The sequence below is a fragment of the Mycolicibacterium pyrenivorans genome (assembly GCF_025821625.1).
Taxonomy (GTDB): Bacteria; Actinomycetota; Actinomycetes; order Mycobacteriales; family Mycobacteriaceae; genus Mycobacterium; species Mycobacterium pyrenivorans.
In genome coordinates this window covers 14,929-36,044 of record NZ_JACKSH010000288.1, presented here as the reverse complement: position 1 = coordinate 36,044, position 21,116 = coordinate 14,929, and the positions used below count along the sequence as shown (strand labels likewise).

Sequence of the window (21,116 nt, the reverse complement as noted above, 5' to 3'; positions counted from 1 at the left end):
AGCTCAATTACTGACTTCCTCAGTAGGATCCTGCCTGGCCCGGCTGGCCGCTGCGAGGTTGCAGTCGGTGCCGCGCGCTCACTTCAGCGTCGGCACGCCGATCGACACCGTAAGCTACCTACTGACCAATTCAGGAGGTTCGATCATGGCTCGGGTGCGTGGCTTCGGAGAACTCGAGGCGTCGATCATGGATCGCCTCTGGAACCGTGACCCTGACGCCGACACCACGGTACGGGACATCTTCGACGAGTTGAGCACCGAACGCCACATTGCGTACACCACAGTGATGTCGACGATGGACAACTTGCACAGCAAAGGCTGGCTGTCGCGTGAACGCGACGGCAAGGCTTATCGCTATCGGCCAACGCTGACTCGCGAGGAGCACAGTGCACGACTCATGCTGGAGGCACTGAGCGGCGGCGGTCGATCCGAGGCGATCCTGAGTCATTTTGTGGCGCAGATCGACGCGGAGGAATCCGCTGATTTGCGTGCTGCGCTGCGGCGTCTGGCCCGCAAGTCGGGTCGCTGATGACCGTCGCGGCGGCGTTGCTGCTGTACGTCGCGGCAGTCCTGTACACCGGACCGAAGGTGCTGGTTCACATCACGGCCGACGGCGGGGCTCCGCGCCTGGCGATAGCCGCGTGGATCACAGCTGTCGTGACGGTGATCGGCTGCGCGGTCGCCGCCGTCGCGCTGCTGCTCATCGAGGCCGCTGGGCATTGGGACAGCCCCGACGCGCTGCTCGTCACGTGCCTGGAACGTCTGCGCGCCATTCTCGTCGGCCACGCCGGGTGGCCGGCCCGAACCGTCGCAACCGTCGCGGTAGCCATCGCCGTCGGTAGTCTGATCGCCGTCGTCTTTCGAATCGGCCGCGCTCTGGGGCGCATGCGCTCCCACACTTTCGCGCATGCCGACGCCGTACGCCTGGTGGGCAGGTCGTACGGCAGCGATGTCGTGGTCATCGAAGCATCCGAGCCTGCGGCGTATTGCGTGGCGGGCCGCCCACCGGCGATTGTGGTGACCTCCGCAGCTCTTGCCGCACTCAATGAAGACCAACTGGCTGCCGTTGTCGCCCACGAGCGTGCTCACCTAGATGGCCGGCACGCCTACGTCGTCGCCGCGACCCGCGGCCTGACCGCCGCGCTGCCCACCTGCGGCCTCTTCGCGAGCGCCGCCAGCCATATCAGTTCTCTATTAGAGATGTGCGCCGACGACGCGGCCGCTCGTCGCCACGGCCGTCAGCCGCTGCTCGCTGGCTTGTTGACCCTCTCGGGCGCCACCACCCCGGCGCACGGTCTGGCCGCCGCCGGTATCGCCGTGCTCGCTCGTGCCGAACGCTTATTGAAGCCACCACGAAGGTTTGCCCGCATCCGCACCCAAGTCACGCTCAGCGGTGCAGTAGCAGCGATGGCCACTACACCGTTGGCGATCGTCGCTCTGTCCCTAGCGGGCGTGTTGATCTGCTTCGCGTAGACGGCTCACGCGCCAAACGACTTCCCGACCGACCGTTGGCGCGTCCTAATACGGTGCTGGACGGCGTCCTTGTTGAACTTGCAGCTACGCAAGGGGCTTGGTGCTTGTACTGATAGCTAGACGCCCATGAGGTGAGCGGCGGCCGGGTCGGCTACGAGCAAGGCCAGCACCGCCAAACTCAGCGCCAGCAATAGCGCAGTCGCGATCCATCGGCGAGCTAGCCGACCCGCCGACCGCGCGTGATGCTGGTGTGGCCAAGTCGACCGCGGTCCCTGGCAGGACACGGCCAGTGCACTCTTCACACCACTAACCTACTATGTGACTACGTATATGACCATTGCTTGACTGTCACGCGGCACCAGGTGCGGCGATGGTCCCCTAGCGCCGGATAGTCGAGCCTGCGCCCGGGCGCCTAAGGCATTCATCGTCTCCTCCTCTTCTATGCCAGTGAATTCGGAATAGACTGCGTCAGTGAGGATTCCGTAAAGACCCGATTACCGATCCATGCGGTATGGGCGGCTCTCGCAGCCGTTGCAACCATCGTTGCGCGAATGCGCTGATACACAAAGCCCTCGTCGCCAGGTCGCGGGCCAGTATCTCGAATTGATGATCAGCAGCACGGTTTACGATTCCGGCCGCACCACCGGATGCAGTTAGGGCGGTTCTCCGGGGATGGCGATGTGCGGCGACCTAGGTCCGGCGCCAGGATATTGCCCACGTCTCGTCGTGGCGGTGTTCGGCAGATGGGCAGCTGGTCAGCGCTGTTGGTGCAGTTGGCGCAGAAATGCGTTGTAGGCAGCCAATTCCGCGTCGTCGCGTTCGACGTCGGCCTCCCTCTTCACCGACTCCAACTCCTCGTCACGGCGCCATCGGATGGCGAAGATCACCGTGGTCAGCAGGGCGACCGGCTCGCCGTAGGACCACGCCAAGGCGCCGGCGACCCCCTGGTCGGCGACGGGGTCGACGTTCCAGTCCGGCGGAGGTTGGGCGAAGGTCTCGGTGAGCGTCCGAGGCGCCATCATCAGGATGACGCCGATGAAGACGTGCAGCGGCATCTCGACGAAGATGTCGAAGAAGCGTCCGAGGTTGCTCTGCCGGACCGGCAAGGGACCGGTCGACAGGATCGGCACGATGAACAACAGGCCGCTGACTAGGAAGAACACTTGCAGTGTGACGTGTCCGGCCACGCTGGCCGCCGCCGCGTCGAACAGGTCGGAGAGGTACAGGCCGTAGTAGCTCAACAGGAACACCGGAATGGTGAAGCCGGGGTGCAACACGATTCTGCTTGCCCGGCAGCGCAGTCCGCCGAGCGCGGAGATGACGACGTAGCGTCCGAGTCCACGATGGGGCGTGGACCTCAGTAGCAGCCTGCCGGGCGCACCCAGCACCAGCAGCGGCGGGACGAGGATCGAGAGCGTGAGGTGCTGGAACATGAAGGCACTGAACAGTCGGTAGCCGTAGCCGTCGATGGCCAGGCCCGTCACCGCCGCCAGGGCGATACAGCCCGCCAGGAAGCTCGCCGTCCGTTTCCACGCCCACTGGCGGCCCCGCGATCTGACGACGCGAACGGCGAGCAGGTACCAGACCGCCAAAACAATTGCTAATACGGGCAATAAAGGAACCGGTGGTACTAGCCAACCGAGCATCGCCCAGAGCGACGGCGGCGAGGTGGGGAGCACCACCTGACCAATCACGGTGCCGCCTTCCGTCGAGTCGCACCGTTGCGCCTGAGCCTCGGCCGGGCCCCGCGGTGACGTGCGGCCGGGGCGGGGTCACCGTTCACCGCGGTGGTCCGGAGCCGGTTGCGGTCTCGGCGGCGAGCCGACGGACCACCGGTTCGAGATCCTCGGCGAGCAGCGCCCTCAGGAACACCGCGGCGACGCGATGTGACCGGTCCAAGACGATGGTGGATGGAATAGCGGTCGTGGGATACCTCGCGCCCAAAGCGATCATCGTGCGCATCGGTGGGTCGTAGATCGATGAAAAGGTGACCTTGCGATCGACGATGAAGTCAACCGCCGCTTCGCGATTGTTGTCGCGGACGTCGATGCCCAGGAAGGCGACTCCCTCGTTGCGGGTCGCGTCGTACACCCTTTGTAGTTCTGGCATCTCGGTTCGACAAGGACCACACCACTGACCCCACACGTTGATCACAACCACCTTCTCGGAGAAGTCATCAAGTGACAACGTGCGGTCAGGGTCCATCAGGTCGGGTCCGCTTATCGGCCCCGGCCGACCACGACTCAGCGGCGGGTCATAGAAGATGTCGACCTGCCCGCCCGGCGACACGAACTCGAATGTGCCACCCTGCGCGACGGCATCGGCTCCGCTGGAGCATCCGGACACTGCGGCACCGAGCAGTACCGCGCTCAGGCCTGCAGCGATGCCGCGCCGCATCAACGGTGACCAACGTGTCGGGGGTCGCCGCCGGCACCAACGCTCAACACCCATGTCCAGCCGCGACCGCGACATTCGAGGCGCATCGGTCAGTCGATGAGTCATTTGAGCGCCTCTCACGTTCGCTCGTTGAGATATAGGCCTGCCGACTCGAAGCTGCGCAACGTAGGGCGTGAACTTTGGCGACGACACAACGACCTCCGTTACGGGACGTTCGGCGGCGACCCTGGTGCAAGAGCCCGCTGCGCACGCCACATCCTACGTAGGGACTACGTAGGATGTTAGTGCACCGGCTTCACCCGAATGACCGGACTGGCATGGTGGGCCGGATCGACCATGCTCGCGATCCATCGGCGCAGAAGCGTTCACTCGCCGTTGAGGTCACGGCCCCCGGTTGAGGTGATGGCGTGCAGGTCTGCCCGCTCTCAACATGATGACGGCGATCGCGACCAGTCCCGCGACGGCGCCACCCAGGATCCACAGCGCCGGGTTCGCGACTTCGGGTTGGTCGGGGTGCGTGTCGTCGTAGGAGTGTTTGGTCGGCGTTGAGCCCACGGGTCGTGGCGGAGCTGTCGAGGTGGCCTGCGCCGACGTCGGCTCCGCGGCGACGTTCGCCGCGACCGTCGAGGCGAGTCCGAGGAGGGTAGCCACGACTGCGACGACAACGGCCGCCCGCGCCGGCCACCTTCGGGATCGTCGACACCTGCGCGGCGTGCCCCCCGTCATCTCACGAAGTAGATGACGGCAAAGAGCGCGATCCACACGATATCAACGAAGTGCCAGTAGTAAGACACCACGATGGCGGCGGTCGCCTGGGCGGGAGTGAACTTACTCATGCGCGTGCGCACAAGCAGCAGGATGAACGCGACGAGACCGCCGATCACGTGCAACCCGTGGAAACCCGTCGTGAGGTAGAAGACCGACCCATAAGCGCTGCCAGCGATCGTGGTTCCCTCACGCACCAAGCTGAGGTACTCGTACCCCTGGCCGAGCACGAAGAACAACCCCATGACGAACGTGACGACGTACCACCGGCGCAGGCCGAACACGTCGCCGCGCTCGGCGGCAAATACACCCATCTGACAAGTGAACGAGGACGCAATGAGGACCAGGGTCACCGGCACTGCGAGCGCGAGGTTTAACTCGGTGGGTGGTGGCGGCCACTCCTCGGCCTGAGCGCGAGCGGTGAAGTACATCGCGAACAGACCGGCGAAGAACATCAGCTCACTGGACAACCACACGATCGTCCCCACGGCGACCATGTTGGGCCGATTCAGGGAATGAACCCGTGCCGTGATGGCGGTGCCACTTGTCATGTCGTTCCTCGTCGAGCCAAGTCCGCAGACGGTCTACTGAGTTCCTACCTACTATTGCACATAGTAAATATGTGATAGTAGCGGCGTCAGGTCCATGGTTCGCCTGCCCGAAACATGCTGCGGAAAGGCGGTTTTGAGCGGTTCCTCATGCGATGGAGCGCGCGCGATCGAAGTGTACGGCCGCTGAGCGATGCCGCGCGCGTGGACATTGGACGCAGTTACTCGTAATCTTTCCGTGACCTACGTAGCTAGACCATAGATGTCCCTGCGGGGTGAGGACTGGTGTTTTGAGGATGAACCGCCATGGCGCGGTATGCCGATCGGCGGGTGCTCTCGTCGTGGCGATCGTGCTGGCACTGACACTCGGCGACTCGGCCGGCGTCGGGTGGGCCGACCCGGCTGCCGATGCCTTGGCCCGCTTGACGGAGCTCTCTCGGGAGGCCGAGCGGACCACGGAAGCGGTCTATTCGGCCGAACTCGACCTCGCGGCGAAACTCACGGCGCAGCGCAGGGCTGAGGATCGTCAACGCGCCGAACTGGCGGCGATGACCGCGGCGCGAGCCGACCTCGGTGAGTACCAGACCGCCGTGAACCAGGTGGCAGCTGCGTCTTACATGGGCGGTTCCACCAGCACAATCAGCGCGGCGCTGACCGCGGAGTCTCCGCAACGCCTCCTCGACGAACTCTCGGCGAGCAAGGTGATGGCCACTCAGATGTCGGACCGTATCGAGGCTTTCCGCGCCGCATCGACCCGTGCCGACGACGCAGCGCGTGCGGCGCAGTCGTCGGCGCTGGCAGCTCGTACTGCCACGGAGCAGGCGTCCGCGGTCAGCGCAAGCCTGCAATCCAAGCAGAGCCGGCTGCGAACACAGATCGCCGAAGTAGAGGCGCTATATCGCGCACTCACTCCCGACCAACGTGCAGCGCTTGCCGATCCCGGTCCCGTGCCGCCCACGCCGCCGGCCCCCCCAGCGGCAAACCCGGCCATCATGGCGATGCCCGAGGCGATAGCGCCGGCGGGGCCGGGTCCGTCCAACTCAGCCGACGGGGCCGCCGTCGTGCAGGCGGCGTTGACCCGTGTGGGTGCGCCCTACTCGTGGGGCGCGACAGGACCAGATGCCTTCGACTGCTCGGGGCTCATCAAGTGGGCATTTCTGCAGAACGGCAAATCGCTCCCCCGATCCAGTCAGGCGCTCGCGGCGGGCGGACAACCCGTGGCGACGACCGCGGTACAGCCTGGCGACATCGTCACCTTCTACTCGGACGCCTCACACGCGGGCATCTACATCGGCGACGGGAACATGGTGCACGCCTCGACGTACGGCACTCCGGTGAAGGTGGCGCCGATCTCGTCGGCCCCGATCTACAACGTGCGCCGCTACTAGCCGGCTAGCGTTGTGTTGCCCGCCCCCACGGTTCCCAGGGAATGTTCCATCGCCGAGTCCGTCGGTCGGTACCGGACAGGGTGGTCCCACCGTGTTGACGGCTTCGACGACTATGCGGCGTTTGGTGTTGTCGTACGTTTGGTGTTGTCGTAGAAGCCCTTGCCTGCAAGGGTGCCGGTGTTGAGGCACGCGTGACTGGCGTTGGCGTTGGCGTTGCCAGACCAGAACATACACTCAGGTGCGCGGACCCCGTGTTGGCGCGACGGACGCGAAGCTCAAGGAGGACCGTGAACCTGGCCACTCGCACCGTCATGACCACACTGGCGGCGCTGGCCTTCTGGCTGTCCGGGGTCGGGGTTGCCGCCGCGCACACCTCACTCGTTGGTTCTGACCCGGCCAAGGACGCGAGCGTGACGTCCCCATTAGCCGCCGTCGTGCTGAACTTCTCCGAGGAGATCAATCCGGCGTTCGCTGACGTCGCCGTCACCAGCGCCGATGGTCGCAACTGGGTGTCCGGGTCGGCAAGCGTCGAAGGGCCGCGCCTCACCGTCGCCGTCGGACCCGACCGACTCACAACGGGCCTATACACCGTCAGCTACCGCGTGGTTTCAGCAGACGGCCACCCTGTCTCCGGCGCTTACACCTTCACCATCGCCAGCGTCCCCGAACAGACTTCACCCACAACCGCGCCAGCCCGTGCAGCACCCATCACCGCTGACCCGTCTCCCCCGGCGCCCGCCGGTTCGGACACCAAGGCGTCTGTACTCACAGCGGCCGGCGTCGGTCTCGCGCTCGGAGGTGCGATCGCGTTCTGGCAACATAGGCGAAACCGCCGGAAGAAGGCAGCAAAACACCCCGGATCTGAAACCGGGCCCTCACGTGGAGAACAAGACACATCACCTCCTTCTGGTCGGAGAGACTGAATGGGCTATGAGCAGTGGACCTGACGCTGGGCCAGTGATGTCTTGATAGGGGTATGGGCAATCAAGAAATGATGCGCCCCAGACGATCACGGGCGCTGACGGCTGCCCTTCCTCGACAGGTTATGTGATTAGCAGGTCTGAACCTGGCAGGCTACCGTGGCTTTTAGTGACTGCCCCAGACGCCTTCACGGACGACCAGCGGCGGCCGCTGCGGATCGAGATCGTCGTTGTGTTGATGGTGACATTCGCTCTGAGCGCCTATACCGCGATCCTGGATCTGATCGAGGCGGTGCTGCTCGGCCTGGCGGGGCAGACCATAGCGCTCAACCCGCGCCGCTCCGCGTTCGACCTCATTGATCTCGGCCTTAATCTGGCGACTGTTTTCCAATTGGTCGCTTGGGGTCTTCTAGCGGTATACCTTTTGTGGCGCAGTGGTTTTGGGCCGGCAGCAATCGGGTTGGGCCGACCACGGTGCCGGGTCGACCTGCTCGGTGGCATCGGGCTCGCGGCCCTTATCGGGCTGCCCGGCCTGGCGCTGTATCTTGCCGCCCGCGCATTGGGTCTCAGCGCATCGGTAGTGCCCTCGGAACTGAACGACACGTGGTGGCGCATCCCCGTCCTTATTTTGGTGTCGTTCGCCAACGCCTGGGCCGAAGAGATCATCGTGGTGGGTTTTCTGCTCACCCGGCTGCACCAACTGCGGGTGCGCCCGGTCACCGCGCTCGTGCTGTCAAGCCTTTTGCGCGGCACCTACCACCTGTATCAAGGGTTCAGCGCCGGGCTGGGCAACGTCGTAATGGGTCTGGTATTCGGCTACACGTGGCGGCGCACCGGTCGGCTGTGGCCACTGATCATCGCACACGGTGTCATCAACACGGTGGCCTACGTCGGCTATGCGCTGGTCGCGGATCAACTGAACTGGCTGTATTGAGTTCACCGCAACCCTCCTGGGACCTAGCCCAGACCGACCACCCGCGGCGCGGGCCTAGAGCTGGCAGTCACAACGCGATGCCGAGATCCCAACGCGGATCCGTCACCGCCGGCGGTGATGCAGAGCACCGGCGATGCCCTCACCGTCACGCTGCCGCGGTCTAGACGGGCGTGGTGGCCATCAACACCGACTGAGCCGCCGACTATTGCCTACGTAGCCGTTGTTGCTCAAAGAACATTGGCGTCCCGACGTGCACACGATCTCGAAGGACGGCGTCGGCTCAGGCTCTGCGAGAAGGCCTTGCATGATCGTGATCTCCCGCTGCTGGGTAACCCCAATCGATCGGGGCAGCGCGACGGCCGCTGCCCATGTCCTCGAAACGCGCGATCACGCGGGATTAGACATCCCACCGTCGAGCCTCGGCTCTGGTATTCCAAGATTGCGCGTTGCCCGCTTGAGGTCGAGCGGGGCGATGGGCTCTGCCACCGCTCGGACGTCTGCGCCCACAACACGCAAGGTGAACCCCCGGCTTCAGGCCCGTGGCACAATGGCTTCGACCAGAATGGCTTGAGGGAGTCCAGTGTCGCTGGTGCGTGTGCGGGTTGTCGCCGTTGTGGGCGTGACCGCGATGCTGGTGGCGTCCAGCTGTTCGTGCCAGATCGGCACCTCGATGCCCGAAGGTATTCCGCCACCCTCGGGCGCCCCGGTGCCCTACATTGACTATCCTGCCCGCGGCCGACCCGCCGACCAGTTGCGCGTCTGGGCTGCCCAGCGGGCGCCGGCGCTGAATATGCCGGCTACCGCGCTGGAGGCATATGCCTATGCGGCCAGAGTCGCCCACGTCGAGAACCCCGACTGCCAGCTGGCTTGGACGACGCTGGCGGGGATTGGCATGGTCGAGAGCCGCAACGGCACCTTTCGCGGCGCTACCATCGCCCCGAACGGGGATGTCACTCCGCCGATTCGTGGTGTACGCCTTGATGGCTCGAACGGCAATATGCGCATCATCGACAACGGCGGCGGCTCGCCCGACGGTGAGCCCGGATTCGCCCAGGCGATGGGTCCGATGCAGTTCATCCCGGAGACTTGGCGGCTGTATGGGGTCGATGCCAACAACGACGGCGTCGTCAGTCCCGACAATGTCGACGATGCTGCGCTGTCGGCCGCCGGCTATCTCTGCAATCGCGGCGGCGACCTGGCGACGCCACAGGGGTGGATGAAAGCGCTGCGGGCTTACAACCAGTCTGATCCGTACGCCCGCAGCGTGCGAGACTGGGCCACAGCCTATGCTTCCGGCCACTCTCTGTAGCCACTTCGAGGTCGCCGAATCTATGCGGTCGCGCGCATTATCGACACATAGATGTGGCGCGGCGGCGGGTCGCGCATAGGATCGAACTGCCATCTGATGAGGCACTCGTAAGGTCCAGTCGATGGACCCGACCGCCAGTCTGAACCACTCTGCTGATGTTTCCTTGTTATGCCGAAACCGAAAGGGAACGAACACGATGGAGAAGCACATCATCTGGCGCGGCCTGTTGGCTGGCGCCGGCGCGGGAGTACTGGCGTTCGTGTTCGCGCGATTATTCGCTGCGCCGCAAACTGCACGGGCAATCGAGTACGAAGATGGCGTGGGTGCCGCCCGGGAGGCCATGGATTCGGCGGGGGGACACGCCGGCCACGGAGAGAACGTCGAGCTGTTCACCCGCACGGTGCAAATGAACATCGGCATGGGACTCGGTCTACTCGCGTTCAGCGTCGCCATTGGCGCCTTGTTCGCGGTGGTGTTTGCGGTGGCATACGGCCGTGTCGGCGGTGTGTCGGCACGACTGCTCTCGCTCTACATCGCGGGCGGCATGCTGCTGAGTTTGTACGTCGTACCCAACTTGAAATACCCCGCCAACCCACCAGCGTTGAGTCTTGACCAGACCGTCCGTGAACGCACGCTGCTGTACGTGTTGATGGTGGTGCTCTCGGGGGCGCTTCTGATCGGCGCGGTGGTACTGGCTCGCCGATGGGTGACCAGGTTGGGTGCCTTTAATGGGGTGTTGGCCGCCGCTGGGGCCTACGCGGATCAACGAAACACCGGCACCGCTGCGCGACGCTACAGGCGCGATCGTCTATGAGGGCTTTCCCGCCGATGTCCTCTACTATTTCCGGCTTTACGCGCTCGGCACCCAGGTTGTCATCTATACGACGATCGGCCTCGTGTTCGGCGCGATGACGTCGCGGCTAGTCGCGGATCGCCAAAAAACGAGCAACTAACTGTGGCGCCCGATTCCCGGCCATGCAGGCGCCAGCGTCAGGGCAACAAGTCCAACCGCAGTGACTTCGCGGTACCTCGCGCTGAGATCTTCCACAAGAAGGCGAACTGGCGGCGTCGGCCAGGCAAGCAGGCCGCTCCCTCGTCGCGGCCTACAGGTCTATCAGCTGAGCCGGGTTGAACGGTGAGCGGGTAATCAGCCCGCGCGACCGCGCTTCGTGAGCCGGGTCAATGGGTTAGCGAAACGCCCTTCGCTGTCCGCGAGCGTTGTGCCGGGTGGTCAGGACGGCATAGCCCGTTACGGTCTCGGTTCGCCACGCCGAAGCGGGTTGGGGCCCGCCAGGCGCTGACTACTGCTGCTCACCGAGAGCGTTCTTGATCGCAGCGCCCAGGTCTGCGTAGGTCTTGATCTCTATTTGCTTTCCGTTGACGAAGAATGTGGGCGTGCCCTGCACGCCGAGGGCGGTGCCGTCGGCGACGTCCTCTTCGATTCGATCGAGGGTGGCTGGAGCGTTGTACGCCTCCTCCCACGCGGCCACGTCGAGACCTAATTCCGTTGCAAATCCGCGGAATACCTCGTCTGCGGGTACCTGCTTTTCGCCCCACTGACTCTGCGTCTCGAACATCTTCTTGTACATGGGTTCGAACTGGCCTTGCTGCGCTGCCGCTTCTACCGCGCGCGCCGCGCGTTCTCCGTTGAAGTGGCCAGGCATCGGAAAGTACCGGGCGACGAAGGTGACTTGCTGGCCGTACTGGGCGCGCAGCTGCTCAACGGCGGGGAACGCCGCGCGGCACCCTTCGCACTCGAAATCGAGAAACTCGACAAAGGTCACATCGCTGTCGGGCGCGGAACTGAGGCGATGACTGTTCTCGCGGACTACCTGGGCTTCGCCATCAGCCTGTGTTCCACCTGATCCTGCGGTTCCGCCATCTCGGGTCGAGAAGTACACACCGGCACCGATGGCGACAGTGATGACTATGAAGAAAGTCAGCAGAATTCGAGTCAGTGGATTCACGCCGGCAGTTCCTTTCGCTCCGTAGCGCTCTGTGAGCCTGAGCAATCTACGGTGTATCTACGTAAATATTTCTACCACGATAGCTCTCCCCCACGTTCAAGCGTTCCGCACTTGCCCTTCCCACTCCGTTTCAAGGCTCAGAGTGCGTCGCGAATCAACCATGCATAACGCCATGGCTCCTAGCTTTGCAAGGAGGCTCTAGAGCCCCCGTATCGCCACAGCGGAGTTCATCCGCATATCCACCAAATCATATTATTTTTCAACAGGTTTCGAGACTCATCGGTCTTGAACACTGTCCAACTCAACGTCGGCAGACACAGACCTCTCGCGACGACATCAGTGCTGAGCCCTCGCCCGCCGATGCTTGCTGACCACCTTCCGTCCCGCCGCAGCGCACCGCTACCGCTGGCACTGGCACACCCCCCTTTCTCAGTTGTTGTCCGCAGACGCTGGCGACCTGCTGCCAGGATTGAGACTGTGACCGGCACCCCTCCAGTACCCGACGAGCATCCGTCGCCTCAAACGCTGCCCGAAGTTGGAGCCCGCACCGCGACGGTCCTTGTGTTCACTTCTTCGGCTGCGGTGCTGGTGGTAGAAATCACCGCGCTGCGGTTGCTTGCGCCGTACCTCGGGCTGACCCTGGAAACCAGCACCCTGGTCATCGGAATCGCCTTGGCCGCAATTGCCCTTGGGTCCTGGGCGGGCGGCCGGCTTGCCGACCGCGATGATCCGCGCCGCTGGCTGGGNAGCACCCTGGTCATCGGAATCGCCTTGGCCGCAATTGCCCTTGGGTCCTGGGCGGGCGGCCGGCTTGCCGACCGCGATGATCCGCGCCGCTGGCTGGGGACATCGCTAGGGGTATCAGGGGTAGTCGTGGCCTTCACGCCTTCCGCCGTCCGCGCGGCGGCCGAATGGGCACCTGCGACGCTGTTGCTAGTCGCGACGCTCACGATTCTGGCACCCGGAGCGTTACTATCGGCGGTCACACCGATGGTGACCAAGCTGCGCCTGATCAAGCTCGCCCAGACCGGCACCGTTGTCGGTCAGTTGTCTGGTGTAGGCACCATGGGTGCCATCGCCGGCACCGTGCTTACCGGATTTGTCCTCGTGTCGCGGATACCAGTGAGCGTGATACTCATCGGACTCGGATCGATACTGGTACTCGGCGGCATCGTTGTGCAGTGGCGCATGCGCCGACGGAACACCGTAAGCGCCACCGTACTAACGCTTACAACCGTCGGCGCCGGCCTGGCTGGCTATCTCGCACCCGGCGGTTGCGACGTGGAAACCAAATACCATTGCGCCCAAGTCATCGCCGACCCGGAGCGAGACAGCGGCCGAATCCTCATGCTCGATGGCGCGCGCCACTCGTACATAGACCTCCAAGATCCGGCTCTCCTGCAATTCACCTACGTGCGCGCCTTTGCTTCGGTCGTCGACGCATCCTTCCCCTCCGAGAAGGCATTGGAGGCATACCACCTTGGTGGGGGCGGCCTCACCTTCCCGCGGTACCTTGCTGCTACGCGGCCAGGAACACGCAACGTGGTGTCCGAAATCGACGGCGGCGTGGTGCGCATAGACCGAGACAAACTCGGATCGGCTTCCAACGCTGGGACACAGGTGCGCGTCGAGGACGGCCGCCTGGGCCTTGCGCGGCTCGATGACGACAGCCGTGATCTGATCGTCGGCGACGCCTTTGGCGGCGTGAGCGTGCCATGGCACCTGACGACGGTGGAAGCGTTGACAGACGTACGCCGAGTCCTCAAAGACGACGGTATGTACATTGCCAATCTCATCGATTACGGCGAGCTGGCGTTTGCGCGTGCCGAAGTCTCAACACTCACAGAGATTTTCGATCACGTCATAGTCGCCGCCGAGGCCGGCGACGTCGGCGTCGATACCGCTGCGACACCCGATGGTGGCAACCTGGTCGTGCTCGCTTCCGATCGACCAGTTGACCCGGACACGCTTCAGCGCGTTCTGAACACCCGCAAAACCGGGTGGACGATCACTGCCGGCAAAGAACTCAGCAGGTGGATCGGCGACGCGCGAGTTCTGACAGACGACTACGCGCCCGTCGATCAACTTCTCGATCCCTACCGTCGACAGACCGGCGAGTGACTTGTCACGCTCAGCCTCGATCGAACACTGATCAGGGACGCAAAGCGCTGCCACTCACCCATTCATCCCAGGGCACAGACCAATCTCCGTTCTGCCACTGTTCCAGCGGTGCGCCGCCGGTATTGCGGACCTCGACAACATCGCCCGGATTGGCGAACTCGTAATACCACTCGGCGTTTTCCGCGCTCAGATTCAAACAGCCCGCCGACACGTTGGTGTTTCCCTGCGCCCACACCGTCGCCTCGCGCTCATGCAGGTAGATGCCGTCAGGACTGATCCGCACCGCGTGCGGGACGCTGATCTTGTACCCCGACGCAGAATCGACGGGCAATCCGTAGGTCGACGAGTCCATCAAGACGGGATTCTGCTTCTCCATCACCGTATAAACGCCAGGCTGGGTCCAAAAGGCAATCGTCTTGCCCCCGACAGTCTGCGTCCCGCCCCGGCCCATCGACGTCGGCATCGTGCGGACCAAACGGCTGTTTTCGTACACACTGACCTGTTTGGTCGTGTCATCGGCGACCGCGACACGAGACGGTCCGATCCGGAAACTGACCTGCTTGTCCTGTTCTCCGAATAATCCACCACCCAGATCAGNGCCGTAGAGATCGGCTTTGACCGTGACCTCAGTACCGGAAGGAAAATANTCACGGGGCCGCCAGTGCGCCTTGCGATCGTTGACCCACATCCAGGAACCGGCTAGGTGGGGTGACGTTTTGACCTCAAGCCGCGATTCGGCCGCAGCCCGGTCCGGGATGTCGGCGTCGAAGGTTGCCACGATCACGGTTCCGACACCGTAGACGCCGCCCTCCGACAGCGACGCTCCGTTAGTCATGCCCAGCCTGACCCCGACCTGGGATTGCGGCGCGACGGTGGAGAATCACGGTTCCGACACCGTAGACGCCGCCCTCCGACAGCGACGCTCCGTTAGTCATGCCCAGCCTGACCCCGACCTGGGATTGCGGCGCGACGGTGGAGAACTCCGAAACGGACGTGACGGTNCGGGNGTCAGCNCCCNGGCCCGTCGCGCTGAGCNTGTAGGACCGNCCGTATCCGAGTGGCTCGGCGGGCTCCCAGGCGCGTCCGCCCCCCACCATTCGNCCGGCAACGACCCTGCCCTGTTCGTTCTGCATACGCACATCGGTCAGGGTCCCAACAGTCGCGGTCACCTTCACTGCTCCGACAGGGACCACATCGCTCGCGCCTGTGCGGGGGAGAATCTCGATTGCGGGAGGCCCGGGTGCGGCCTGCGGCGTCTGCTCAACCTCCACAGCACCGGGCGCAGTCACTGCTCCGACAGGGACCACATCGCTCGCGCCTGTGCGGGGGAGAATCTCGATTGCGGGAGGCCCGGGTGCGGCCTGCGGCGTCTGCTCAACCTCCACAGCACCGGGCGCAACCACCGTATTCGACAGCCGAGAGTTGAGCGCACTCGTCTGCGATGCCGTCACGAGTACCGCGACAGCCGACAACACGCTCAGCGCCACTACCTGTCGTCGTTCACTCAACACTTTCATCACAACAATCCGTCGGGTCCCGCTCCTGCTACTACGTACCCACATAGTAGTTGGTGGGACGACCAACCGCCGTTCCGGCGCGGTGGGATAGCAGAAGGGCGGCGCCCAAATCCCAAGCGGCTGACCAACCGGTGTCGGCGATATGGGTATTACGCCGTCGGCGGGACCCACCTAAAAATAGGCTCACCCTCCGGCTTAGACGCCAGCTGGACGGCCGCTTCGGGAGCTCGCTCGAAGTAACACTGTGGCGGAATCCCCCGACAGGATTCCGCCACAGTGCTTAGTCGGGATCGGTCCCACCTCACCTGACGGGTCCACAATCTACTATGCCACTCAGTAGGACGTTGAGAAATCTGCGAGAGAGGCTGTTATCAGCCTCCGAACAGAAGGTAGAGACCGGTGAAGGTGTAGCCGACCATCGTCAGCATCATCGCCACCTGACCGGTGATCTGATGCTGTTGCGGCAACAACCGCAAAGCGCGATCGTGCGCAGAGATCACCGCCACGATGTGCCCCACGACCACACAGGCAACCTTGATCGTCCAGAGCACTGACGGATGTTGAGACAAGACGTAACTGACGTCATCCGGCGCCAATCCGAACAGTCGCCAACCCAGGCCGAACGGATCAGCCAAGCGCACGACAGTTTCCTGTCCGCGTTCGACGAGGTAAGACAAGTAGTGGGCGAATATGTAGCCGACCACGATGGGTATCAGCGAGTGCGCTAACTGGCCGGGAAGTCGTTGGCGCTCCTGAGGGCTGATGCCGCCGGTTGCTCGTGCCGCACCCCAGAAAGTCGTACCGACAACCGCGACGAACACGACCAATGCCGTTGTCCGCAGCACGGTCGCACCGCCGGCGTCTCCGAAGAACGGAACTCCTGTTGCGGTGCGATCAACGAAGTTTCGGAATGCCGGAGCCTGGGAGAAACTGTCGAACGCAGTAGAGCCCAGCAGCACCGCCAGAACGGCGACGGTTCCAGGACGCACCGGCAGCGTCGGTAGATGATCGAGGGGATTGATGAGTTCTATTCGTCCCGATGCCGGCGCACGCCGAAAAGGTGATAGCCGCGATACCGCCATGCTGTAGACCTCGAACGGGTCTGCCCGCGCGAACCACCGTGCGCCAAAAGCCCACGCACCCAACCCCATAGCCAGTGCGTAAATTAATAGCCATGTCTTGATGGCAGCCAGGGAGCCCGGGTCAGGGCTGGCCAACTCCAGCCAGACAAAGGCGAAAAGCCCGAAGGCCGCCGGCCAGTAACCCCAGTGTTGCGGGTAGGAGCGGCCCGAGCTATCGGGACCCTTTCGTCGAACGATGCCGTAAATGCGATAAACAGTGCGTGGCGGCGACAGTAATCGCCAGACTGGGCCGACGCAGACCGAGAGAGCAACGAGCCCGACCCAAAGTAGGACGTAGAACGCGCCGGGCAGAGCGTTGTCGCTTCCGGCGGGGCCCCATATGGCGGCCACCAGAACCCATAGCGCAAACAGCAGTGCCAATATCGCGATGATCCAGCGCGCCGTCGGAGAGTCGACGGCACGGCTGACCCAGGCAGGTAATTCGCGGCCGGGCTTTGCGGGGTCGAAGCGCGGGTGCTTCCAAGCGAGGGCAACGATCGCGAAAGTTGCCGTCAGGGCCCATGCCGCACCGATGAGGGCGAACGACAGCGGTACAGGAAGGTCAGTGGAACCTCCTACGCCGTGCGCGAAGATTTCGACGTGCGGAGTCACGGCCGAACTTGGATGGTGACGACAGTGCGATTGAGGTCGTGGAGCTCGATGTCGACTTGTCCGGGCACATCGACAGTGAACTCGAAAGTCTGATCTGGGCGCGGTTCGATGCTGAAGGTGTGCTCAGGTATTGAGTGGACGTGCAGTTGGTCGGCGTCGTCGCTGGTCACCTGCAGCACAATCGGCTTTCCGACTGTGGCTTGCGCTTGGCCGTTCGTCGGAGTGACCGTCCCCCCGGCGATCGAGACCACAACGAGGGTGACGTCAGTCGCTGGTGACGCCTGTTGGGGCCGAGGCGGCTCCGTGGAGATCGTCGTGGCGGCTGTCGACGCAGCCTGGCTGGTCGACGATGTTGAATCCGTCGTCGTGGATCCGCAGCCGACTAGGGCAGATAGCGTCGCCGCAGCTGCGATGGCGGCGCTGAACTGGAGTGTCCGAGCGATCATGCGTTCTCGTTCCTCTCGACGACGGGGCTCTCCGCGGAACCTGGTTCGCGACGTCGGTTCCGACGGGCAGTAAAGAAGACGACACCAACGATGACTAATGCAGGCGCGAACGCTGGAAGCGACATCCACAGGCCGACGTCGGTAGCGAGGTAGGAGATCGCCGGAGGATTCGCGCCTCGACCGGCTTCGCTCGCTAGAAGGTCGATCAGCACCGTGGGCCACCGATCGCCATGGACATCAGCGACACCCCCTTCGACGCCAACCATCCGATAGCCCCGCGCGCCGGGTCGGGACTCATCTCCTCCGACGCCTACGTACTATCGCCGTACTTTGTGAGGACGAAACATACCGGAACCGTCGGTACCGAATTTCTTCAGGTGAGCCCAACCTGGCCAGGCATCGATGGTGCCCGTCGTTCCGCTGTTGACCGACGGCAGCGGGTCACCCCTGACCGGCATCACGTGGTCGGCGACGACTTGCGTGCACGAGTCGCTTTGAGCCGTTCGCGCAGCCGTGAGTCACTCACATCCCCTCACGGACGGCCCTCAGTCAACGCGGTTGAGGAGCAATGGATGTTGATCACAGTTGCCGCAGTTCGCGGTAGCGGGCAGGCGTCAGATGCTCGCTGCGAGTGACCTGCAGTTGGCCCGGGCGCGTGCGTTGCTCGTAGGCGGTTATGACTAGGCCGACTCCGCCGGCTGCGGGCACCAGGACGCCTTGCACATGCAGAAACCATGCGGCATGACCTACTGCTTGGCAGGCCGACCAATCGTCGCCGTGGATGTCGTCGTCTTCCAGTCCTACCGCCTCGCGGGCTTCTGGGGTGGTGAGATCCAGGACTGACAGGTCGGTGGCCTCGATGGTATGCAGCCGGTAGGAGGCTTCGAGCAGCTTCTCCGGGGTCGTTGATGCCGCCTGCGCGGCGCGTTCCACTTCAACCATGCACGCTTGCGCGGAATCGGCCAGATAGATCGCTGAGAACAGCAACGGCGGGTTCCACCTGCCGCCGAATCTGCGTGCCCCTTCCCCCGATAAAGGATCACGGCGGGCGCCGGTGTACCGAGCGCACGTTCCCGACCACTGGATGGTGCCACGCGCGTCGATGCGCTGCACCAGTCCTTCGTCGAGCGCATCGCTCACACAAAGATCCCTTCGGCCATGGCGTCAATGAGGGCCAAGACGCGCTGGTATTCGCCGTCGCGTACCAGGTCGGCGGGCTTGCCGTGCGCGAGTAATCGATTTGGCGAAAACATCCAGACGTTGGCCTGGTCGCGGGGGAGCACCTCGGACAGCGCGTCGGCGACGTAGGCCAGTTCGATTAGTCGTTGCTTGTTGAGGCGTTGCGGGACGACCTGACCTGAGGTCCAGCGCGCCACCGAGCGCGCTGAGGCATCGACGATGCCGCCGACCTCCTCGTAGGTCAATCCCAAGCGCTCGATCGCACTCGACACGGTCGAGGCGAGCGCATTAGCTCCCATATCGTCTGCCTGTCTTCCTTTTGTCAGTCCCTATGTCATGTAGTCTGTCACGAAACGACGCCTGGGGCGAGAGGACTTTCACCACGATGGGCATTCAGTTTCGGCTGGGACCTAACGACCACAAGCCGGTCGAAGACTTCCTGTCCCGCGAGCACGCCGGCACCGACGCCATCACCCTCGATACCAAGGCTGCGCGTCACCAAGCGGCTGCGGCAGCGGCTGCCGCCGACGCGGGCCTGCAGGTGTACTGGGAGCCCGCAGCAGAACGGCTGGCCGACGAGGGTTTCGGCCTCGACAAGTTCCCGCTGTGGACCGGGCAGCCCTACGACATTGACAACCTCTCCGCTGACCAGGCGGCACGCGCCGCACTGGTCGGCCTGACTGTGGACAAGCACCCGGCGCGGGTCACTCACTTCACCGCCCCGCACTTCTATGTGACCGATGAGCGCACCGCACGCCTCAACGTCGACCTCGCCGAACGGACCCGGCTGGCCGTCGGCGAGGACAAGCCCACCCGGGCCGTGATCACGGTGTCGACCACCGCCGTGGGCCGCCTCGGCATCGACCTTGCCGCCGAGTACGCCGGCGCAGGGATCAACGACGTCGAGATCCGCTTCTCGCCCTTCGGTGGCGACGACGAAGGTATCCGCAAGATCCGCGCCGCTTTTGGGGTGCTCGACCAGTTCCGTGAACACGACCTCACCGTCACGCTTGGGCTGTCGGGCAACATTGGCCGCGCTGCACTGGCCATGGGTCACGCCGACGCCTACTCAGTCGGCCTGGGGATGCTCGAGAAGGTCAACCACTCCCAAACGATGGCTCGCTACCGTAAGGCCCCCGACCCGGATAAGGACCAAGGCGGTGGCGCCGCCGGCGGCATTTACCTGCCCCTACTCGGAGCCACCGTGTCGGCCAAAGCTGCACGACAGCTGTTGAGTCACACCGATATTCGCACTCGCGTCGGGTGTCGTATCGGATCGTGTCGCAACAGCGTGACAGGACCCCTCGACGACCGAAGAGCACACTACCTGCACTCCCGGTCCAGCGAGGTGGCCGAGATGCTTCGTCGGCCCGCACCCTGGCGCGGGGCGATGGAAATTGACCGCCTGAACGTTGCGATCGGACTCCGCGAACGCGTCAACGAGCACTATCTCAGCGACGACGTACACAAACTGGGTACGCGCACGCTGCGCAGCCTCATCGACGAGATACAACACGAACAGCAGCAGGCTTCTTAGAAGTCGCCGCCGCCGGTTAGATGAGCGCTCGAATCCAGGTGCCGGTTCAGCGTCCGTGTCGTGCTGCGGGAGTAGGTTGCCAACAACCGATCCGGTCAATTAGGAGAACCATCGTGGCTGACTACGACGTGCAGTACGACACAAATTCAGGTGACTGGGGCGCCAAACGTGCGGGAGCAGAGAAAGCTGCGGGACGCTACGAGACCCAGGCCGAGGCGCACGAGGCCGCGCGCGGTTTCGCAGAACGAAGCGGCGGCGGCGAGGTTCGAGACCACCGCAAAGACAATAACCAGATTCGGAACACGGACACAGTCGGCAAAAGGGACCCCTACCCGCCGAAGGGCTGAAGCGGGCGCGTCATCCCCTGCCGGCAGCCTGCGCAGTCTGGTTCTTGAGAACTGGAAGCTACCCGACGAGCAGCGACGCACGATTACAGGGGCAACAACCACTACGAGTTCGGAATTGCGTGGCCGTCCTCTGTCCACGCGCCGAACATGCGGGAACTGTCGCTCCCACGGGTATGGGATTCGGCCTGTCGGTTCTTACCGACTAAAGGCCATTACGTCACGGTGGCAAATGATCACAGCCGAGCGTCTCTAAGTCAACGCTGGCCGCCGCGACCGCCGACATGCGCGTTGTCGACGTAAGCGCGCAAGAACGCCGCCCAGTGATCGCGCAGTCAGTTATTTGCGATGCGGCGGTATTCCTCCACCGGGATGAGCACCGCGATCTCTCGCCCGCGCCGGGTGATGACGTAGGTCTGTCCCTGTGTTACTTCACCGAGTATTCGGCCGAACTGGCGGCGTAGTTCGGTCACACCGATCCGCGGCAGCGAGGGATCAATCATCAGGGGCCGCAACATGTCGGATCCGTACCACGCAG

The 21,116-nt window shown here is 63.8% G+C and carries 19 protein-coding genes and 2 pseudogenes; 10 read left to right on the top strand and 11 right to left on the bottom strand.

The annotated features are described in order from the left end of the window. The first annotated feature begins 145 nt into the window (after window positions 1–145). Both H7I57_RS31815 and H7I57_RS31810 read left to right on the top strand, forming a co-directional pair. On the top strand, window positions 146–529 hold the full coding sequence (locus H7I57_RS31815) for a BlaI/MecI/CopY family transcriptional regulator (RefSeq protein WP_041801148.1): 384 nt from the start codon (window positions 146–148) through the stop codon (window positions 527–529). Further along, window positions 529–1,473 carry a M56 family metallopeptidase gene (locus H7I57_RS31810; protein ID WP_011896142.1) on the top strand — a complete coding sequence of 315 codons (945 nt, stop codon included), beginning with the start codon at window positions 529–531 and terminating at the stop codon, window positions 1,471–1,473. Before H7I57_RS31815 ends, H7I57_RS31810 begins: the two co-directional genes overlap by 1 nt. Window positions 1,474–2,228: 755 nt before the next feature. Here the strand turns inward: H7I57_RS31810 and H7I57_RS31805 are convergent. From H7I57_RS31805 to ctaE, 4 genes are all read right to left on the bottom strand, one after another. Further along, complete coding sequence (locus tag H7I57_RS31805) at window positions 2,229–3,119, bottom strand: cytochrome c oxidase assembly protein (protein ID WP_233211219.1); 891 nt, start codon at window positions 3,117–3,119, stop codon at window positions 2,229–2,231. A gap of 133 nt (window positions 3,120–3,252) precedes the next feature. Further along, window positions 3,253–3,870 (bottom strand): TlpA family protein disulfide reductase, encoded by a 618-nt coding sequence (locus H7I57_RS31800; protein ID WP_041801095.1) that lies wholly within the window; start codon window positions 3,868–3,870, stop codon window positions 3,253–3,255. Between the two features lie 381 nt (window positions 3,871–4,251). Beyond that, a complete protein-coding gene (locus H7I57_RS31795; protein WP_233211215.1) occupies window positions 4,252–4,521 on the bottom strand; it encodes a hypothetical protein in 270 nt (89 codons plus the stop codon). 71 nt (window positions 4,522–4,592) lie between these two features. Then, a complete protein-coding gene (gene ctaE, locus H7I57_RS31790; protein ID WP_011896146.1) occupies window positions 4,593–5,186 on the bottom strand; it encodes an aa3-type cytochrome oxidase subunit III in 594 nt (197 codons plus the stop codon). 293 nt (window positions 5,187–5,479) lie between these two features. Here ctaE and ripC point away from each other — a divergent pair, with 293 nt between their 5' ends. The 5 genes and pseudogenes from ripC to H7I57_RS31765 all read left to right on the top strand — a co-directional run bounded on the left by ripC (window position 5,480) and on the right by H7I57_RS31765 (window position 10,687). Continuing rightward, window positions 5,480–6,571: a peptidoglycan hydrolase RipC gene (gene ripC, locus H7I57_RS31785; protein WP_011896147.1), complete on the top strand. Its 1,092-nt coding sequence runs from the start codon at window positions 5,480–5,482 to the stop codon at window positions 6,569–6,571. 287 nt (window positions 6,572–6,858) lie between these two features. After that, window positions 6,859–7,494: a copper resistance CopC family protein gene (locus tag H7I57_RS31780; protein WP_233211216.1), complete on the top strand. Its 636-nt coding sequence runs from the start codon at window positions 6,859–6,861 to the stop codon at window positions 7,492–7,494. Window positions 7,495–7,660: 166 nt separating this feature from the next. After that, complete coding sequence (locus tag H7I57_RS31775) at window positions 7,661–8,425, top strand: CPBP family intramembrane glutamic endopeptidase (RefSeq protein WP_041321994.1); 765 nt, start codon at window positions 7,661–7,663, stop codon at window positions 8,423–8,425. 580 nt (window positions 8,426–9,005) lie between these two features. Further along, on the top strand, window positions 9,006–9,734 hold the full coding sequence (locus H7I57_RS31770; protein ID WP_011767854.1) for a lytic transglycosylase domain-containing protein: 729 nt from the start codon (window positions 9,006–9,008) through the stop codon (window positions 9,732–9,734). 196 nt (window positions 9,735–9,930) lie between these two features. After that, window positions 9,931–10,687 (top strand): annotated as a pseudogene (locus H7I57_RS31765) (CbtA family protein). A 348-nt stretch (window positions 10,688–11,035) separates the two neighbouring features. Here the strand turns inward: H7I57_RS31765 and H7I57_RS31760 are convergent. Continuing rightward, window positions 11,036–11,701 (bottom strand): DsbA family protein, encoded by a 666-nt coding sequence (locus H7I57_RS31760; protein WP_011767814.1) that lies wholly within the window; start codon window positions 11,699–11,701, stop codon window positions 11,036–11,038. 360 nt (window positions 11,702–12,061) lie between these two features. Here H7I57_RS31760 and H7I57_RS31755 point away from each other — a divergent pair, with 360 nt between their 5' ends. Then, entirely contained in the window at window positions 12,062–13,822 is a 1,761-nt protein-coding gene (locus H7I57_RS31755; RefSeq protein ID WP_443678348.1) for a fused MFS/spermidine synthase, read from the top strand. Window positions 13,823–13,853: 31 nt separating this feature from the next. Here the strand turns inward: H7I57_RS31755 and H7I57_RS31750 are convergent. The 5 genes and pseudogenes from H7I57_RS31750 to H7I57_RS31730 form a co-directional block, all read right to left on the bottom strand. Then, window positions 13,854–15,162: pseudogene (locus H7I57_RS31750) on the bottom strand (L,D-transpeptidase). 548 nt (window positions 15,163–15,710) lie between these two features. After that, window positions 15,711–17,072: a hypothetical protein gene (locus H7I57_RS31745; protein ID WP_011767811.1), complete on the bottom strand. Its 1,362-nt coding sequence runs from the start codon at window positions 17,070–17,072 to the stop codon at window positions 15,711–15,713. Next, complete coding sequence (locus tag H7I57_RS31740) at window positions 17,069–17,518, bottom strand: hypothetical protein (protein WP_011767810.1); 450 nt, start codon at window positions 17,516–17,518, stop codon at window positions 17,069–17,071. Before H7I57_RS31740 ends, H7I57_RS31745 begins: the two co-directional genes overlap by 4 nt. Before the next feature lie 579 nt (window positions 17,519–18,097). After that, window positions 18,098–18,658: an RES family NAD+ phosphorylase gene (locus H7I57_RS31735; protein WP_011767808.1), complete on the bottom strand. Its 561-nt coding sequence runs from the start codon at window positions 18,656–18,658 to the stop codon at window positions 18,098–18,100. Next, on the bottom strand, window positions 18,655–18,996 hold the full coding sequence (locus tag H7I57_RS31730; RefSeq protein WP_011767807.1) for an antitoxin Xre/MbcA/ParS toxin-binding domain-containing protein: 342 nt from the start codon (window positions 18,994–18,996) through the stop codon (window positions 18,655–18,657). The genes H7I57_RS31735 and H7I57_RS31730 overlap by 4 nt, the downstream gene beginning before the upstream one ends. Window positions 18,997–19,082: 86 nt before the next feature. Here H7I57_RS31730 and H7I57_RS31725 point away from each other — a divergent pair, with 86 nt between their 5' ends. Continuing rightward, window positions 19,083–20,234 (top strand): hypothetical protein, encoded by a 1,152-nt coding sequence (locus H7I57_RS31725; RefSeq protein WP_233211217.1) that lies wholly within the window; start codon window positions 19,083–19,085, stop codon window positions 20,232–20,234. 113 nt (window positions 20,235–20,347) lie between these two features. Next, window positions 20,348–20,581 carry a DUF2188 domain-containing protein gene (locus tag H7I57_RS31720; protein ID WP_011767805.1) on the top strand — a complete coding sequence of 78 codons (234 nt, stop codon included), beginning with the start codon at window positions 20,348–20,350 and terminating at the stop codon, window positions 20,579–20,581. 332 nt (window positions 20,582–20,913) lie between these two features. Here H7I57_RS31720 and H7I57_RS31715 read toward each other — a convergent pair whose 3' ends face one another. Beyond that, a complete protein-coding gene (locus tag H7I57_RS31715) occupies window positions 20,914–21,096 on the bottom strand; it encodes a type II toxin-antitoxin system Phd/YefM family antitoxin (RefSeq protein WP_041321980.1) in 183 nt (60 codons plus the stop codon). Between the last annotated feature and the right edge of the window lie 20 nt (window positions 21,097–21,116).

Coding starts and splice junctions, on each gene's coding strand:
- H7I57_RS31815 (WP_041801148.1), top strand. CDS start 146: ATGGCTCGGGTGCGTGGCTTCGGAGAACTCGAGGCGTCGATCATGGAT.
- H7I57_RS31810 (WP_011896142.1), top strand. CDS start 529: ATGACCGTCGCGGCGGCGTTGCTGCTGTACGTCGCGGCAGTCCTGTAC.
- H7I57_RS31805 (WP_233211219.1), bottom strand. CDS start 3,119: ATGCTCGGTTGGCTAGTACCACCGGTTCCTTTATTGCCCGTATTAGCA.
- H7I57_RS31800 (WP_041801095.1), bottom strand. CDS start 3,870: ATGCGGCGCGGCATCGCTGCAGGCCTGAGCGCGGTACTGCTCGGTGCC.
- ctaE (WP_011896146.1), bottom strand. CDS start 5,186: ATGACAAGTGGCACCGCCATCACGGCACGGGTTCATTCCCTGAATCGG.
- ripC (WP_011896147.1), top strand. CDS start 5,480: ATGAACCGCCATGGCGCGGTATGCCGATCGGCGGGTGCTCTCGTCGTG.
- H7I57_RS31740 (WP_011767810.1), bottom strand. CDS start 17,518: ATGATCGCTCGGACACTCCAGTTCAGCGCCGCCATCGCAGCTGCGGCG.
- H7I57_RS31730 (WP_011767807.1), bottom strand. CDS start 18,996: ATGGGAGCTAATGCGCTCGCCTCGACCGTGTCGAGTGCGATCGAGCGC.
- H7I57_RS31725 (WP_233211217.1), top strand. CDS start 19,083: ATGGGCATTCAGTTTCGGCTGGGACCTAACGACCACAAGCCGGTCGAA.
- H7I57_RS31715 (WP_041321980.1), bottom strand. CDS start 21,096: ATGTTGCGGCCCCTGATGATTGATCCCTCGCTGCCGCGGATCGGTGTG.